The organism is Limnochorda sp. LNt (genome assembly GCF_035593265.1).
GTDB lineage: Bacteria > Bacillota > Limnochordia > Limnochordales > Geochordaceae > Geochorda > Geochorda subterranea.
This window is the reverse complement of the sequence record NZ_CP141614.1, coordinates 1,633,621-1,649,394: the sequence shown is the minus strand read 5'-3', so window position 1 is coordinate 1,649,394 and position 15,774 is coordinate 1,633,621. Positions and strand designations below refer to the sequence as shown.

Sequence of the window (15,774 nt, the reverse complement as noted above, 5' to 3'; positions counted from 1 at the left end):
TAAAGGAGATGCCCTTAACGGGCCGGGTGAGGCGGTCGACGGTGCCCCACCGGGATCCCGGGGCAGCGCCCGAGGAGGTCCAGGCCGGGGACGAGCCGGGGCCGGCGGGGCTCGTGCTGCTGTACGACATCTACGGCGGCCTGCTGACCCCCAAGGCGCGCCGGCTCTTCGAGCTGCGCTATCACCGGGACCTGTCGCTGGCCGAGATCGCCGCCGAGGAGCAGGTGAGCCGCCAGGCCGTGCACGACGTCCTGCAGCGCAGCGCCCGCACGCTGGTGGAGGCGGAGCGCCGGCTGGGGCTCGCCTCCCGCTACCGCCGTCAGCGGGCCATCGTCGAGCAGGCGCTGCGCCAATCGCGGCGACTGGCGGCATGCGTGCGGGGCGAGCGGGCGGCCTCGGAGGAGGTCGTGCAGGCGGCCCGGGCCATCCGGCGCGCGCTGGTCGCGCTGCGGCGGGAGCTGTGAGGGAGGGGGAGGGTCGGACGTGTTCGAGGCGCTGACCGAGCGACTGGGCCAGGTCTTCCGGCGGCTCTCGGGCCGGGGCCGGCTCTCCGAGCGCGACGTGGACGAGGCCCTGCGGGAGGTGCGCCTGGCCCTGCTGGAGGCCGACGTCCACTACCGGGTCGTCAAGACCTTCACCGAGCGCGTGCGGGCTCGGGCCACGGGCGCCGAGGTGCTGGAGGGGCTCGCTCCCGCGCACCAGGTCGTGCGCATCGTCCGCGACGAGCTGACCCAGCTGCTGGGCGGGCGGGCCGAGCCGCTGCGGGTCGATCCCCCGTGGCCCGCCGTCTTCGTCATGGTCGGCCTGCAGGGGTCGGGCAAGACGACGGCGGCGGGCAAGCTGGCCCATCTCCTGCGCCGCCAGGGACGGCGGGTGCTGCTGGTGGCCTGCGATCTCCAGCGCCCCGCGGCCGTCGCGCAGCTCGAGGTGCTGGCACGCCAGGCGGGTGTCGACTTCTTCGGCGTGCCCGGGGGGATGACGCCGCCCGACGTGGCCAAGGCCGGCGTGGCCCACGCCCGACGGGGCGGTCACGAGGTGGTCGTCGTCGACACGGCAGGCCGCCAGCACGTGGACGAGGCCCTGATGGCGGAGGCGAGCCACATCGTCGAGGCGGTGCAGGCTCGCCAGGTCCTGCTGGTGGTCGATGCGATGACGGGCCAGGACGCGGTCAACGTCGCGCAGGCCTTCGTCGCCCGCATGCGCATCGACGGCATCGTCCTGACCAAGCTGGACGGGGATGCCCGGGGCGGCGCCGCCCTGTCGGTGCGGGAGGTGACGGGGGCCCCCATCCTCTTCGCCGGCACGGGCGAGCGGCTCGACGGGCTCGAGCCCTTCCACCCGGACCGGATGGCGGGGCGCATCCTCGGCATGGGCGACGTGCTGACCCTCATCGAGCGGGCCGAGCAGGCCGTCGAGGCCGAGCGCGCCCGCGAGATGGTCAAGCGGCTACGCGAGGACGCCTTCGGGCTCGACGACTTCCTGGAGCAGCTGCGGCAGGTGCGCCGGATGGGGCCGCTGGACCAGGTGCTGGCCATGATCCCCGGCCTGGGGGGACGGTTGCCGGCGGGGCTCAAGGTCGACGAGCGGGAGCTGAGCCGCATCGAGGCCATCATCCAGTCCATGACGCCCCAGGAGCGCCGACAGCCCTCCATCATCGACGGGAGCCGGCGCCGGCGCATCGCAGCGGGCAGCGGCACCACCGTGCAGGACGTCAACCGCCTGTTGAAGCAGTACGAAGAGGCTCGGCGCATGCTCCGGCACCTGGCCCGGGGGCAGGGCCCCCGGGCGGGGTGGCGGCGGGGGAGCCTCTGAGGCGGGCTCGATGGCCCGCACATCCCGATCCCAGTAAGGAGGCCGATGCTGACTTGGCAGTCAGGATTCGACTGAAGCGGATGGGAGCCAAGAAGCAGCCGTTTTACCGGATCGTGGTGGCCGACGCCCGTGCGGCCCGGGACGGCCGGTACGTGGAGCAGCTGGGCTACTACGATCCCCTGCGGGATCCCCCGGCCATCAAGGTGGACCCGCAGCGGACCCTGGAGTGGCTCAGCAAGGGAGCGCAGCCCTCGGAGTCGGCCCGCCGGACCCTGGAGCAGAGCGGCGTCTGGGAGCAGTGGCAGCAGCGCCGCCAGAGAGGAGCGCAAGCCGCCGGCACCTCGCCTGCGCCCGACGGCGACCATGAGCCCGCCTCGGCCGTGACGGAGGCGTAAGAGGAGGGTGAAGGTGAAGGAGCTCGTCGAATACATCGCACGCGCGCTGGTGGATCACCCGGACCAGGTCCAGGTGCGTCAGGTCGAGGGCGAGCGTTCCATCATCCTGGAACTCAAGGTCGCCCCCGAGGACATGGGCAAGGTCATCGGCAAGCAGGGGCGCATCGCCCAGGCCATCCGCACCGTCGCGAAGGCGGCCGCCCTCAAGGAGGGCAAGACCGTGCACGTGGAGATCCTGGACTGACGGCGGAGGGCCGGGCCGTGACCGTGGGCTCGGCGAGCCCCCAGCGGGTGGCGGTGGCGCAGGTGCTGGCCCCGCACGGCGTGCGGGGCGAGGTCCGGGTCGCGGTGCTCAGCGACGACCCCGGCCGCCTCGGCTCCGTCCGCACGTGCTGGCTGCGGCTCGGCGACCAGGTGCGCCCCGCCGCGATCGTCTCGGCCCGGCCCGGGCCCAGGGGCAGCGTCATCGTCGCCTTCGAGGGCGTGACGGATCGCGACCAGGCCGAGCGCTTGCGCGGCGCGTGGGTGGAGATCCCGGGGGAGCAGGTACGACCCCTGCCCGAGGGGCACTTCTACCTCTTCCAGCTGATGGGGTTGGAGGTCTGGACGCAGGATGGCCGGTGCCTGGGGCGCATCAGCGGCGTCTTGCGCAGCCGGGCCCACGACCTCTGGGAGGTGACGCCGCCGGCGGGAGGCGAGCCGGTCCTCATCCCGGCGGTGCGAGCCTTCGTGGAGAGGGTCGAGCCCGAGGCCGGGCGAGTCCTCGTGCGCCTGCCGGAGGGTCTGGTGCCGTAGGCGGATGTACGTCGTCGACGTCGTCACCCTGTCGCCCGAGGCCGTGGACCGGGCCCTTCAGGAAGGCGTGGTAGGGCGGGCCCGGCAGCGGCAGCTCGTGCGCCTGCGGCTCTGGGACCTGCGGGAGTTCTCCCGGGATCCCCACCGCAAGGTGGACGACGCCCCGTTCGGCAGCGGCCGTGGCATGGTGCTGATGGCACCTCCGGTGGTGGCCGCCGCCGAGCACGCCATCGAGGCCCGACAGGGGGGGCCACCGCCCCGGGTGCTGATCACGGCGGCCAACGGGCGGCTCTTCCGTCAGGAGACGGCTCGGGAGCTGGCCCGTCATCCGGGCGGGCTGGTGGTGGTCTGCGGGCGCTACGAGGGGATCGACGCCCGGGTGGCTCCCCTGCTGGGCGCGGAGGAGGTCTCCATCGGCGACTACGTCCTGAGTGGGGGCGAGGCCGCGGCCCTCGTCGTCGTCGACGCCGTGGTGCGCCTGCTGCCGGGCGTGCTGGGCGATCCCGAGTCGGCGGGCGAGGAGTCGTTCGAGCGGGGCGCCGCGCTGACCCGGGGCGGGCTCGAGTTTCCCCAGTACACGCGCCCGCGGCGCTTCCGGGGCCTGGAGGTGCCCGAGGTGCTCCTGAGCGGCGATCACGGGGCCATCGCCCGGTGGCGGAGGCTGCAGTCGCTGCGGCTGACGCTGGAGCGGCGGCCCGAGCTGTTGGATGCGGCAGGCTTGAGCCAGGAGGAACGGGCGCTGGTGGAGCAGTGGCGACGAGCGTTGTCTTGAACGGGCGCTCGTGTTAGAATGCCGGGCGGCTCAGTCGCCCTGGAGGGACGGAAGCGACGTGGATTGGCGACACGCAGTGGAGGCACCCCATCTTCGCACGGACATCCCAGCGTTCTCGCCGGGTGACACGGTGCGGGTCCACGTGAAGGTCAAGGAGGGCGATCGGGAGCGCATCCAGGTCTTCGAGGGCACCGTCATCGCCCGGGATCACGGCGGGAGCCGGGAGACCTTCACCGTGCGCAAGGTCTCCTCGGGGATCGGGGTGGAGCGCATCTTTCCCGTGCACTCCCCCGCCATCGAGCGCATCGAGGTGGTGCGCCGGGGCCGGGTGCGCCGCGCCAAGCTCTATTACCTGCGGGGTCGGATCGGCCGGCGGGCTCGCGTCGCGGAGCGCAGAGACTGAGCGGGCCCGCAGACGGGACGGCGGCGAGCCGTGTCGGGAGCCCAACGGGAGGCTCTGCTGGAGCTGGCCGAGGCCGTGGGGCTGGCGGTCATCCTGGCGGTGGTCATCATCGCCTTCGTGGCCCAGTCCTTCCTCGTGCAGGGGCAGTCGATGGAGCCCACCCTGCACGATGGCGAGCGTCTCCTGGTCGACAAGCTGACCTACCGGCTGCGCGAGCCTCAGCGGGGCGAGATCGTCGTCTTCCGCGTCCCATCGGATCCCAGCCGGCGCTTCATCAAGCGCATCATCGGCGTGCCGGGGGATGTGGTCGAGTTTCGCGACGGGCGGGTCGTGCTCAACGGGCAGGTGCTGCGGGAGAGCTACGTGCTGGGCCCCACGCTGTCGGGCCGCACCCGCCAGACGGTGCCGCCGGGGCGGTACTTCGTCCTGGGCGACAACCGCGCCAACAGCGAGGACAGCCGCTTCGCCGAGGTCGGCTTCGTCCCCCGCGAGTCCATCGTGGGGCGAGCCGTCTTCGTCTACTGGCCGGTCTACCGGGCGGGGCCGGTGCAGGTGCCCACCATCTTCGCCAGCCAGCCCTAGTCGCGGCGAGGGGACGGTGCCATGGAGGGCCTTGCGCAGCTCATCGGGCACTGGGCCAGGGGAGACGGGCCCGACCTGCTCGTCCTGGGCCCGGCGGAGCTCGGCGAGCTGGCGGCGCCGAGCGGGGCCCTCGACGGCTGCCGCACGGGCGGCTCGGTACGGGCGGGCGCCGGGCCGGTCGTCGACGAGGCGGTCGTGGTGGGGCCGGCGCCGCGACCGTGGGCGGGCGTCGACGAGGTGGGCCGGGGGCCCCTGGCGGGGCCCGTCGTGGCTTGTGCCGTGGTGCTGACGCCGGGCGCTCGCATCCCCGGCCTGCGTGACTCCAAGGCCCTGACGCCCGCCTCCCGCCAGGCCCTGATGGCCCCCATCCTGGCGCAGGCGCTCGATGCCCGGGTGGCCATCGTCTCCCACCGGATGGTGGACCGGCTCAACGTGCTGCAGGCGTCGCTGCGCGCCATGGCAGCCTCGGCGTCGGCCCTCGAGGCTCCGTACCGGACCCTGGTGGTGGACGGGCCGGTGCCGGTGCCCCTGGAGCGGCCGGTCGCCCAGGTGCCCCTGGTCGACGCCGATGCGCGCGTCGCCTGCGTCGGGGCGGCCTCCGTGGTGGCCAAGGTCGTGCGGGACCGCCTCATGGAGGAGGCGGACCGGGTCTGGCCCGGGTACGGCTTCGCCCGTCACAAGGGCTACCCTACCCCCGAGCACCTGGCGGCGCTCGAGAGACTGGGGCCCTCGCCGCTACACCGCCGCTCCTTTCGCCCGGTGGCCGTCGCGCGGCCCGCCCCGGCATGAGTCACGCCACACGCGAGCTCGGGAGGGCGGCCGAGGCGGCGGCGGCCCGGTACCTGGCGGCCAGGGGGTGGCGCATCCTGGCGCGCAACGCCCGGCGCCGGACCGGCGAGATCGACCTGCTGGCCGCGGACCCTCAGGGGGTCCTGGTCTTCGTGGAGGTGCGGGCCCGTCGCGCCTGCGGGCCCGACAGCGGCCGCCAGCGGGCCGCCGCGAGCGTGGACGGGCGCAAGCGGCACCGGCTCATCCGAGCGGCAAAGGCGCTTTTGGCCCGGCACCCCGAGCTGGCGGGCCTGCCGGCGCGCTTCGACGTCGTAGCCATCGAGGCCGACGCGTCCGGACGGCTCGGCGCCATCGAGCACCTCATCGGGGCCTTCGATCTGGGATGACCAGCAGCAGCGCCGCCAGCGTCTTGGCGTCGGTCAACTGGCCGGCAGCGGCCATGCGCAAGAGCTCCTCCGGCGCGAACCAGCGCACCTCGCCGATCATCTCGCCCTCGTCGGGGTGAGCCGGGACCGACGTCAGCTCCAGGGCCTTGACGAGCGTCATCCTCTCGGTGGAGTAGCCGGGGGCCAGATAGAAGGAGGCCACCACCTCCAGCCGGCGGGCCGACAACCCCGTCTCCTCCTCGAGCTCCCGCCGGGCGGCATCCAGCGGCTCCTCGCCATGCTCCAGGGTACCCGCCGGCAGCTCCCACAGCCAGGCGTCGACGGCCGGGCGAAACTGTCGCACCAAGGCCAGCTTGCCGTCCTGCTCCGGCACGATCACCACCGAGCCCGGGTGCTCGAAGACCTTGTAGATGCGACGGCGCCCGCCGACCTCGACCCGTCGCTCTCGCCAGACGTACTCCACGCCTTCGCCGTCCTCTCCAGGGCCCGCCCGACCGGGCCCCCATCTCGGTCTGCATCCGACCACCCCCCGGGTCGCGGGTCCGAGCATCCCGGCAGGGAGAGGGGTGGTGGGCCACGAATGGCTCGGGTGCCGTCTTTCACGCGACACCTTCCGGCCGCCTGCCGCGTGGCGGTCGGAGGTGTCGTTCTTCGTGGGCTACGCCAGGACCTGGGGCGCCGTGGTCGTCGGCATCGAGGGCCACGTCATCGATGTCGAGGCCCACCTGGGAGGCGGGCTGCCCGAGTTTCGCCTGGTGGGCTTGCCCGACGCGGCGGTGCGGGAGAGCCGGGACCGGGTGCGCTCGGCGTTGCTCCACGTCGGCTTCGCCATGCCGGCGGGCCGCATCACCGTCAACCTGGCGCCGGCCCGGCTACGCAAGGCAGGCAACTCGCTCGATCTGCCCATCGCCTGTGCGGTGTTGGCCGCTGCTGGCAAGCTGCCACCCCAGCGCCTCCGAGGCCTCTTGCTGGTGGGGGAGCTCTCGCTGGCCGGCGAGCTGCGGGCGGTGGAGGGGATCGTCCCGCTGCTGGTGGCGGCGGCCCGCCTCCCTTCGGTGACCGTGGTGCTGCCCGAGGCCGATGCGGGGGTGGCGCGGATGCTGGGGCAGGTCCCCTGGATCGCCCTGCCGGACCTGGAGGCAGTGCTGCAGCGGTTGATCCAAGGGGTCCCGGAGGCCCGAGGCGGTGGCGGTCGCGGCGCGGCCCCGTCCTTCGACCTGCCGGCCCCTGGCAGCGGGCAGGCCGTCCCCGTCGCAGGCGGCGAGGACATGGCCGACGTCAAGGGGCAGAGCCTGGCGCGTCGGGCCATGGAGATCGCCGCGGCGGGGTGGCACCCGGTCATGCTGCTCGGCCCGCCGGGCTCGGGCAAGACCATGCTGGCTCGGCGGCTCCGGGGCATCCTGCCGCCCCTGTCGCGACAGGAGTGGCTGGAGGTGCTCCAGACGCACAGCGCCGCCGGCCAGCCCCTGCCACAGGAGCAGGGAGGCGGCTCCTGGCAGCCATGGACGCCCCGTCCCTTTCGCGCACCCCATCACAGCGTCACGGCGGCCGGCTTGATCGGCGGCGGCGCGCGGGTGACCCCGGGGGAGCTGACCCTGGCCCACCGGGGTCTTCTCTTCCTCGATGAGTTCGCCGAATTGTCCAAGGAGGCCGTCGATGCCCTGCGGGAGCCGATGGAGGAGGGGTGGGTGACGCTGACGCGTGCCCAGGCGTCGGTACGCCTGCCGGCCGAGACCCTGATCGTCGGCGCGGCCAACCCGTGCCCTTGCGGTCGGCTGGGCAGCCGGGACGGGGCGTGCCGTTGCCGCGACGTGGAGATCCGCCGTTACCGGCGCCGGCTGGACGGCCCCGTCGCCGATCGCTTCGACCTGTGGGTCCAGACCCGGCCCGTCGGCGAGATGGAGATGTTGCGGGGCCTGCCCTCCGAGCCCTCCCGGCTGGTGCGCGAGCGCGTCCTCGAGGCGCGGCATCGCCAGCTGCACCGGTTCCGTCGGGAGGGGTGGCGTCCGGTGCCGTTCGGGCGCTCGCCCGTCAACGGCCGGATGAGTCCGGAGGAGGTGCGGCGGCTCTGCCGGCTGGATGCCGAGTTGGAACGGGAGACGGCCGCCCTGGCACGGCAGCTGCGGGTCAGTGCCCGTGGGCTGGTGCGCATCCTGGCCGTGGCACGGACTATCGCCGACCTGGCTGGATCGGATAGGATCGCCCCGGAGCACGTCCACGAGGCGATGCAGTACCGCAGACGAGACGGAGGCGCCTGAGATGCGCGGATCGGCCCGCGCCCCCGGCATCCACCCGACGGCCCTGGTCGAGGATGGGGCCAAGGTGCACCCGGACGCCATCGTCGGGCCCATGGCCTGGGTCGCGTCGGGCGCGGTCATCGGGGCCGGCGCGCGGATCGGGGCGCGGGCCGTGGTGGGCCCGGGGGTCCGGGTGGGCGAGGCCAGCCTGGTCGACACCGGCGCCGTGGTGGGTCACGTCGCACAGCCGAGCGCGGAGCCGTCCGTGGAGATCGGCAGAGGCGCGCAGGTGCGCGAGTATGCTGTGGTGGAGCCTGGCCACACGACGCCGACGTGGATCGCCGACTTCGCCTTCGTCATGGGCAGGACCCGGATCGGCGCCGGCAGCCGCATCGGCGAGCGGGCCGTCGTCACCCACGGCTCCATCGTGGGCGCGGATGCCTGCCTGGAGGCGGGCGCCGTCGTGGGCGGCCTGGCCCTGGTGGAGCACGGCGTGGTGGTGGGGCAGGGGGCCATGGTGGCGGCGATGAGCCGGGTGGTCCGACCGGTGCCGCCCTTCGTCCTGGTCCACGGCGCCCCCGCCCGTCCCGTCGGGCTCAACGTGGTCGGGCTGCGCCGCTCGGGCGCCCGGCCCGACGCGAGGCTCGCGCTGCAACGGGCCTTTCGGTTGTTGTTTAGAAGCGGGCTCTCCCTGGACGAGGCGGAGCGGCGGCTGTCGGCCGAGCGAGCCGAGTGGCCCGAGCTGGATCGCCTGCTGGCCTTCCTGCGCCGCTACGGCTCGCCGGGCGAGGCCCCGCCGGAGAGGAGATGACGGGCGCTGACATCGTTTCGCATCCCCGCCTTCGACCTGCGCCGGCAGCACGGGGAGCTGGCCGGGCCGCTGGCGGAGGCGGCCGCCGAGGTGTTGCGCAGCGGTCAGATGATCCTCGGTCCCCGGGTCGAGGCGCTGGAGAGGGCCGTAGCGCGGCTTTGCGGGACGGCGTTCGCCGTCGGCGTGGCCAACGGCACCGACGGTCTGTACCTGGCGTTGCGGGCCGTGGGGGTGGGGCCGGGCGACGACGTGGTCACGACCTCCTTCTCCTTCGTGGCCACGGCCACCAGCATCGTGCGGGCCGGGGCGCGGCCGGTCTTCGCGGACGTCGACCCCCGGACCCTCAACGTGGGGCCCGAGCAGATCGAGGCCGCCCTCACCCCGGCCACCCGGGCCGTGGTGGTGGTGCACCTGTACGGCAACCCGGCCCCCATGGGGCCCATCGTGGAGCTGGCACGGCGACGGGGGCTGCGGGTCGTCGAGGACATGGCCCAGGCCATCGGCGCCTCCTACGAGGGGCGACCTGTGGGCAGCTTCGGCGACGCGGCCGTCATCAGCTTCTACCCCACCAAGAACCTGGGAGGCTGCGGCGACGGCGGCATGGTGGTCACCTCCTCGGCCGACGTGGCAGAGCGGGTGCGGATGCTGCGAAATTCGGGGCAGCGGCGCCGCTACGTCTGCGAGGACGCCTGGGGCATCAACAGCCGGCTGGACGAGTTGCAGGCCGCGCTGCTGTGGGTCAAGCTCCAGCACCTCGAGCGATGGACCCGGCGCCGCCGGGAGCTGGCGCACCGCTACGTCGAGCGGCTGGTGGGCCTGCCGGTGGAGCCGGTGGCGGAGACACGGGGTGGGCGATCGGTCTATCACCAGTTCACGGTCAGGGCGCCGCGGCGAGACGAGCTGGTGCGTCATCTGGCCGAGCAGGGCATCGGGAGCACCGTCTACTATCCGGTGCCGTTGCACCGTCAGCCCGGGTTGGAGTCGGTCTCCCTGGTGCCGGCGGGCGCCCCGCAGGCCGAGCGGGCGGCGGGCGAAGTGCTGTCGCTGCCCATGTTTCCGGAGCTCGCGCCGGAGGAGGTCGACGAGGTCGCCGCGGCCATCCGCGCCTTCTACCGGTGATGCGTCGGGCGACCGGCAGACCAGGAGGGGGGAGCACGGGCCCCATGTCCGGGGTGCAGCGAGAGAGAGCCGAGCCGGAGCGACGCCACGAGTGCCCCTCGTGTCGCAAGCCGACGCCCCATGAGCGGCGGTTGCGGCGCGGCGGCCTGGAGGTGTGGGTCTGCACGGTCTGCGGGCTGGTGTCGCTGGTCCCCGTGGACGCCGGTCGGCCAGGCGCCCGCCCCCGGCCGTGAGCGGGCCGCCTTCGTCGCAGGCAGCGCTGATGGCCGGCGTGCTGGCCAGCCTGCCCGGCCTGGGTCCTGCAGCCATCCGCCGGGCCGTGGAGGGACTGGGCGGGCTGCAGGCCGCGTGGGAGGCCCCCGCCCGCCTCTGGCGGGAGGTCATGGAGGGCCGCCTCCCGGCCAAAGCCATGGCTGCACTGGCCACCGGCAGGGAGCCGGCAGCGCTGACGGCGTTGCAGCGCCGGCTGCAGGCGTGCGGGGCCACCGCGCTGACGCCGTGGGAGCCGGGGGGCGGGTTGTTTCCCCTCAACCTGCGTCACCTGGCCGAGGTGCCGCCGGTGCTCTACGTGCGAGGGTCGCTCCGCCTGGAGGACCGGTTCGCGGTGGCCATCGTCGGCTCCCGCCTGGCCTCGCCCGGAGGGCGCATGGTGGCCGGTCGGATGGCGGGCGAGCTGGCCGCCCGAGGCTACACCGTCGTGAGCGGACTGGCCCGCGGCATCGACGCGGCCGCCCACGCCGGAGCCATCCGTGCCGGAGGACGCACGATCGGGGTGCTGCCTTGCGGCATCGACCGGGTCTACCCCCCGGAGCACGCGAGGCTGGCCCGGGCCGTGACGGATCACGGCGCCCTCGTCAGCGAGTACCCGCCGGGCACCGACGTGGAGCGTTGGCGGCTGTCGGTGCGCAACCGGATCATCGCCGGCCTGAGCCTGGTCGTGGTGGTGGCCGAGGCCCGGGCCACCAGCGGCGCCCTCTCCACCGCCTCGCGGGCATCGGCGTACGGCCGGGAGGCGATGGCGATGCCGGGGCGCCCCTTCGACGAGGCGACCGAGGGCTCCAACGCCCTGTTGCGCGACGGCGCCCTCTTCTGCGGGGATGCCCTGGACGTCGAGGTCGCAGCCGGCCGGGTGCTGGAGCGGCTGGTGGGGTGGGAGGCCCGCGGGGCCGTGGTCGGCTGCCTAACGGCGGAGTTGCCCGGGATCCGGCCGACCTCCGCTCTCCGGGGGAGGCCTGAGCCGGAGGCGCCCGGGCCGGCGGCGGGCGTGCTCTCCGAGGGCCACCCCCTGGAAGTGGAAGCGCTGGCAGCCCGAACGGGCCTCCCCGTCGGGCGCCTGCTCGCCTCCCTGACCCGTCTGGAGGCGGCCGGCCTCGCCCATCGTCTGCCCGATGGCCGCTGGGTGGCCCGTCACGTTGAGATAAAATAGGAGGGCCTTTGCACAGGCCAGGGTGGGGGACTGGTCGTTGAAGCTGGTCATCGTGGAGTCGCCGGCCAAGGCTCGCACGCTCTCCAAGTTTCTGGGCGCCGGTTACAGCGTGCGGGCCTCGATGGGACACGTGCGGGACCTGCCCGTCAGCGAGTTCGGCGTGGACGTGCGGGCGGGCTTCCAGCCTCGTTACACCATCGTCCGGGGCAAGACGCGGACGGTCAAGGAGCTGGAGGCCCAGGCCAGCCAGGCCGAGCAGGTGCTGCTGGCCACGGACCCCGACCGCGAGGGGGAGGCCATCAGCTGGCACCTGGCCGAGCTCCTCGGCATCCCCTCGGACCGGCCCTGCCGCATCGAGTTTCACGAGATCACCCGCCGGGCGGTGGAGCAGGCCCTGCACCGGCCCCGTGCCATCGACCACAACCGGGTCAACGCGCAACAGGCCCGGCGCATCCTGGACCGCATCGTGGGCTATCGCCTCAGTCCCCTGCTGTGGAAGAAGGTCCAGCGGGGCCTCAGCGCCGGACGCGTCCAGTCCGCGGCGTTGCGGCTCATCTGCGAGCGGGAGGACGAGATCGAGGCGTTCGTCGTCCGTGAGTACTGGACCATCGACGCCCTCCTGCAGCCGCCCGCCCCCGACGGCCAGCCGGGAGAGGAGGAGGGCACCTTCCGGGCCCGCCTGGTGGCCGTCGACGGCCAGGAGCCGAGCATCGGCACCGAGCAGGAGGCCCGGGCCCTGGCCGACGAGGTGCGGGTGCAGCACCCCGTGGTCGCCTCCGTCACCTCGACGCGCCGCCAGCGGCGGCCGCCGGCCCCCTTCACCACCAGCACGCTGCAGCAGGAGGCGTCGCGGCGGCTGGGCTTCACCGCCCGGCGCACCATGCAGATCGCCCAACAGCTCTACGAGGGCCTGGACGTGGGGGAGGAGGGGCCGGTCGGCCTCATCACCTACATGCGCACCGACTCCGTCAACGTGGCGCGTGAGGCCCAGGAGGCAGCTTTGCGCTTCATCGAGCAGCGCTTCGGCCGGGAGGCGGTGCCCGAGCGTCCCAACGTCTACAAGAGCCGCAAGGGAGCCCAGGAGGCCCACGAGGCCATCCGCCCCACGTCGGTGGAACGGACCCCCGAGTCGCTCCAGCCCTACCTCAAGCCCGAGCAGTGGCGGCTGTACGAGCTGATCTGGCGGCGCTTCGTCGCCAGTCAGATGGTGCCCGCCCTGGTGGAGTCGACCACGGTCACGGTGCGGGCGGGTCGCTTCGAGCTCAAGGCCACGGGCTCGATCATCCTGGAGCCCGGCTTCCTCGTGGTCTGGGGGCCGGAGCGGCGAGCGGCTGGCGCAGCGGGCGACGGCGCATCCGCCTCCGACGGCCGCGCCGAGTCGGGCGAGGGAGCCGACGGCGGCGACGAGGGGGAGGCGCGCCAGGCCCTGCCGCTCCTTACCGACGGTCAGGCGCTGGTGATGCGAGACGCGGTGCCTCAGCAGCACTTCACCCAGCCGCCCCCGCGCTTCAACGACGCGAGCCTCGTCAAGACCATGGAGGAGCTCGGCATCGGCCGCCCCAGCACCTATGCGCCCACCATCGAGACGCTGCTGGAGCGCCGCTACGTACGCCGCGAGGGGCAGCGGCTGGTGCCCACGCCGCTGGGGCGGGCGGTCGTCAAGCTGCTCAAGGAGCAGTTCCCCGATGTGGTGGACGTCGAGTTCACCGCCCAGATGGAGGCTCGCCTGGACGCGGTGGAGGCCGGCGAGGTGAGCTGGCAGGACGTGGTGGCCCAGTTCTACCATCCCTTCGAGCGCCGGGTCGAAGAGGCCATGCGCAACCTGGAGCGGGTCACCATCGAGGCCGAGCCCTCTGACGAGGTCTGCGAGCAGTGCGGACGGCCCATGGTGATCAAGTGGGGGCGCTACGGCCGATTCCTGGCCTGCTCCGGCTACCCGGAGTGCAAGCACACCCGCCCCTTGCTGCGCAAGACCGGCGCCACCTGCCCCATCTGTGGCGGCGAGCTGGTGGAGCGCCATACCCGACGCGGCCGCACCTTCTACGGCTGCGTCAACTACCCCAAGTGCACCTACACCCTCTGGCACCGCCCGGTAGGCCGGGCCTGCCCGCGTTGCGCCCGCCCGCTGGTCTACCAGCGCGCCCGGGGCGGTCAGCGGGTGGTCTGCGCCGGCACGTTGGAGAAGGGCTCGCACGGAGAGGCGCTGTGCGACTACGTCGAAGGGGTGGCGCCGGCAGGGGCCCCGCCCGCCGACGGGGTGGCCCGGCAGCCCGCCCCGCTGATGAGCCGGGCGGGAGCGCGGCGAGGGGCCGCGAAGGAGGCGCCGTCACACGATGGGCAGGCCTGAGGTGCCGGCCGATCACGTGGTCGTCGTCGGAGGCGGCCTGGCGGGCAGCGAGGCCGCCTGGCAGGTCGCCCGGCTCGGGGTGCCGGTGCGCCTCTACGAGATGCGTCCCAAGCGGGGCACCGTGGTCCACCGGACGGACCGCCTGGCCGAGCTGGTCTGCAGCAACTCCCTGGGAGGTGCCTCCGTCGACACGCCGGCCGGCGTGTTGAAGGAGGAGATGCGGCGGCTGGGCTCCCTGGTGATCGAGGCGGCCGACCGCTCCTCCGTGCCGGCCGGCGCGGCGCTGGCCGTCGACCGCGAGCTCTTCAGCGGTTGGATCACGGAGCGGGTGAGCGCGCATCCGCTCATCGAGGTGATCCGCGAAGAGGTGGAGCAGGTGCCGGAGCCTGGCGACGGCGTCGTCATCGTCGCCACCGGGCCCCTGACGTCCGATGCGCTGGCGACCAGCCTGGGGCGGCTGACCGGCGAGGAGTTCCTGGCCTTCTACGACGCGGCGGCCCCCATCGTGACGGCCGAGTCGGTGGACCAGAGCCGTGGCTTCTGGGCCAGCCGGTACGACAAGGGCACCCCGGACTATCTCAACCTCCCCATCGACCGGCCGCAGTACGAGATCTTCGTCAGGGCGCTGGCCGAGGCCGAGCAGCACGCCGGCCACATCCCCGACGAGCTCAAGTTCTTCGAGGGGTGCGTGCCGGTAGAGGAGCTGGCCCGGCGAGGGCCCGACACGTTGCGCTACGGGCCCATGCGTCCCGTGGGCTTGCGGGACCCCGCCACCGGCCGCCTGCCTTATGCGGTGGTGCAGCTGCGCAAGGAGGATCGGGAGGGGCGGCTGCTCAACCTGGTGGGCTTCCAGACCCGGCTCAAGTGGGGCGAGCAGGCGCGTATCTTCCGGATGATCCCGGGGCTGGAGCAGGCCGAGTTCGTGCGCTTCGGCGTGGTGCATCGCAACACCTTCGTCAAGTCGCCCCGCCTGCTGCACCCCACGGGGCAGATGCGCAGCCACCCCCGCATCCTGCTGGCCGGTCTCATCGTGGGCGTCGAGGGATACGTCGAGTCGGCAGCCGCCGGGTTGCTGGCAGGGCTCAACGCGGCGCGCCTGGTGCGGGGGGAGCCGCCGCTGGTACTGCCCGTCGAGACCATGATGGGGGCGCTTTGGCACTACGTCACCACCGCGCGGGCGGAGGACTTCCAGCCCATCAATGCGGCGTTCGGCTTGTTGCCGCCGCCCGACGAGCCGGCCAGGGGCAAGAAGGAACGGCGGGCCGCCCAGGCCCGGCGGGCGCTGGCGGTCATCGATCGGGTGGCCGAGGAGGTGCGGCGATGGACGGCCGATGCCCCGGTCCCCCTCGGTGGCATGGGACCACGGTCGTAGGCGTCGTCAGGGACGGGCAGGCGGCCATGGGCGCCGACGGCCAGGTAACCGTCGGCCAACAGGTGATGAAGCACTCGGCCCGTAAGGTGCGCCGCCTCTACCAGGGGCGGGTCCTGGTGGGCTTCGCCGGGGCGGTGGCCGACGCGCTGACGTTGCTGGAGCGCTTCGAGGAGAAGCTCGAGGCACACGGCGGCCAGATGGCCCGTGCCGCCGCGGAGCTGGCCCGGGACTGGAGGACCGACCGCGTGCTGCGACGGCTCGATGCGCTGCTGCTGGTGGCCGATCCGGCGCACTTGCTGGTGCTGTCGGGCAACGGCGAGATCGTGGAGCCCGACGACGGGGTGGCGGCCATCGGTTCGGGCGGCCCGGTGGCGCTGGCCGCGGCCCGGGCCCTGTTGCGGCACACCGCGCTGACGCCCGCCCAGGTGGTGGAGGAGGCCCTGCGCATCACGGCCACCATCGACATCTACACCAACGACCGGATCGTGGTGGAGCAGCTCCACGAGACGGCACCGGGGGCGTGAGGGA

General features: G+C 73.6%; 19 protein-coding genes. 18 read left to right on the top strand and 1 reads right to left on the bottom strand.

The window, feature by feature from the left end:
• The first annotated feature begins 26 nt into the window (after window positions 1-26).
• From VLY81_RS07825 to VLY81_RS07780, 10 genes are read left to right on the top strand one after another with little or no spacing between them, the layout of a single operon-like run.
• Window positions 27-464, top strand: a complete 438-nt coding sequence (locus tag VLY81_RS07825; protein WP_324667605.1) for a sigma factor-like helix-turn-helix DNA-binding protein — start codon at window positions 27-29, stop codon at window positions 462-464.
• A gap of 19 nt (window positions 465-483) precedes the next feature.
• Window positions 484-1,812, top strand: a complete 1,329-nt coding sequence (ffh, locus tag VLY81_RS07820; RefSeq protein ID WP_324667604.1) for a signal recognition particle protein — start codon at window positions 484-486, stop codon at window positions 1,810-1,812.
• Between the two features lie 53 nt (window positions 1,813-1,865).
• Entirely contained in the window at window positions 1,866-2,207 is a 342-nt protein-coding gene (rpsP, locus tag VLY81_RS07815; RefSeq protein ID WP_405001231.1) for a 30S ribosomal protein S16, read from the top strand.
• A gap of 13 nt (window positions 2,208-2,220) precedes the next feature.
• Complete coding sequence (locus tag VLY81_RS07810; protein WP_324667603.1) at window positions 2,221-2,451, top strand: KH domain-containing protein; 231 nt, start codon at window positions 2,221-2,223, stop codon at window positions 2,449-2,451.
• Between the two features lie 17 nt (window positions 2,452-2,468).
• Window positions 2,469-3,002, top strand: a complete 534-nt coding sequence (gene rimM, locus VLY81_RS07805; RefSeq protein WP_324667602.1) for a ribosome maturation factor RimM — start codon at window positions 2,469-2,471, stop codon at window positions 3,000-3,002.
• Between the two features lie 4 nt (window positions 3,003-3,006).
• On the top strand, window positions 3,007-3,774 hold the full coding sequence (trmD, locus tag VLY81_RS07800) for a tRNA (guanosine(37)-N1)-methyltransferase TrmD (RefSeq protein WP_324667601.1): 768 nt from the start codon (window positions 3,007-3,009) through the stop codon (window positions 3,772-3,774).
• Window positions 3,775-3,832: 58 nt separating this feature from the next.
• The gene (gene rplS, locus VLY81_RS07795) at window positions 3,833-4,177 is read left to right on the top strand and encodes a 50S ribosomal protein L19 (RefSeq protein ID WP_324667600.1); all 345 of its coding nucleotides are present in this window, start codon (window positions 3,833-3,835) and stop codon (window positions 4,175-4,177) included.
• 30 nt (window positions 4,178-4,207) lie between these two features.
• Window positions 4,208-4,759, top strand: a complete 552-nt coding sequence (gene lepB / locus VLY81_RS07790; RefSeq protein ID WP_324667599.1) for a signal peptidase I — start codon at window positions 4,208-4,210, stop codon at window positions 4,757-4,759.
• A 21-nt stretch (window positions 4,760-4,780) separates the two neighbouring features.
• On the top strand, window positions 4,781-5,548 hold the full coding sequence (gene rnhB / locus VLY81_RS07785) for a ribonuclease HII (protein WP_324667598.1): 768 nt from the start codon (window positions 4,781-4,783) through the stop codon (window positions 5,546-5,548).
• A complete protein-coding gene (locus tag VLY81_RS07780) occupies window positions 5,545-5,934 on the top strand; it encodes a YraN family protein (RefSeq protein ID WP_324667597.1) in 390 nt (129 codons plus the stop codon). The genes rnhB and VLY81_RS07780 overlap by 4 nt, the downstream gene beginning before the upstream one ends.
• On the opposite strand, the gene VLY81_RS07775 is transcribed toward VLY81_RS07780, so the two are convergent.
• On the bottom strand, window positions 5,909-6,397 hold the full coding sequence (locus VLY81_RS07775; protein ID WP_324667596.1) for an NUDIX hydrolase: 489 nt from the start codon (window positions 6,395-6,397) through the stop codon (window positions 5,909-5,911). The genes VLY81_RS07780 and VLY81_RS07775 overlap by 26 nt on opposite strands.
• A 178-nt stretch (window positions 6,398-6,575) precedes the next feature.
• Here VLY81_RS07775 and VLY81_RS07770 point away from each other — a divergent pair, with 178 nt between their 5' ends.
• The 8 genes from VLY81_RS07770 to hslV are packed head-to-tail and all read left to right on the top strand — an operon-like array spanning window position 6,576 to window position 15,770.
• Window positions 6,576-8,192, top strand: coding sequence for a YifB family Mg chelatase-like AAA ATPase (locus VLY81_RS07770; RefSeq protein WP_324667595.1), 1,617 nt, complete (start codon window positions 6,576-6,578; stop codon window positions 8,190-8,192).
• 1 nt (window position 8,193) lies between these two features.
• On the top strand, window positions 8,194-8,982 hold the full coding sequence (locus VLY81_RS07765) for a DapH/DapD/GlmU-related protein (protein WP_324667594.1): 789 nt from the start codon (window positions 8,194-8,196) through the stop codon (window positions 8,980-8,982).
• Between the two features lie 6 nt (window positions 8,983-8,988).
• Window positions 8,989-10,101, top strand: coding sequence for a DegT/DnrJ/EryC1/StrS family aminotransferase (locus VLY81_RS07760; RefSeq protein ID WP_324670370.1), 1,113 nt, complete (start codon window positions 8,989-8,991; stop codon window positions 10,099-10,101).
• A 44-nt stretch (window positions 10,102-10,145) separates the two neighbouring features.
• Window positions 10,146-10,334, top strand: coding sequence for a hypothetical protein (locus VLY81_RS07755; protein ID WP_324667593.1), 189 nt, complete (start codon window positions 10,146-10,148; stop codon window positions 10,332-10,334).
• Window positions 10,331-11,527, top strand: coding sequence for a DNA-processing protein DprA (dprA, locus tag VLY81_RS07750; protein ID WP_324667592.1), 1,197 nt, complete (start codon window positions 10,331-10,333; stop codon window positions 11,525-11,527). The genes VLY81_RS07755 and dprA overlap by 4 nt, the downstream gene beginning before the upstream one ends.
• A 37-nt stretch (window positions 11,528-11,564) precedes the next feature.
• The gene (gene topA / locus VLY81_RS07745) at window positions 11,565-13,874 is read left to right on the top strand and encodes a type I DNA topoisomerase (protein WP_324667591.1); all 2,310 of its coding nucleotides are present in this window, start codon (window positions 11,565-11,567) and stop codon (window positions 13,872-13,874) included.
• Window positions 13,861-15,246: a methylenetetrahydrofolate--tRNA-(uracil(54)-C(5))-methyltransferase (FADH(2)-oxidizing) TrmFO gene (gene trmFO, locus VLY81_RS07740; protein WP_324667590.1), complete on the top strand. Its 1,386-nt coding sequence runs from the start codon at window positions 13,861-13,863 to the stop codon at window positions 15,244-15,246. Before topA ends, trmFO begins: the two co-directional genes overlap by 14 nt.
• Window positions 15,195-15,770: an ATP-dependent protease subunit HslV gene (gene hslV, locus VLY81_RS07735; protein ID WP_324667589.1), complete on the top strand. Its 576-nt coding sequence runs from the start codon at window positions 15,195-15,197 to the stop codon at window positions 15,768-15,770. Before trmFO ends, hslV begins: the two co-directional genes overlap by 52 nt.
• Window positions 15,771-15,774 lie beyond the last annotated feature (4 nt).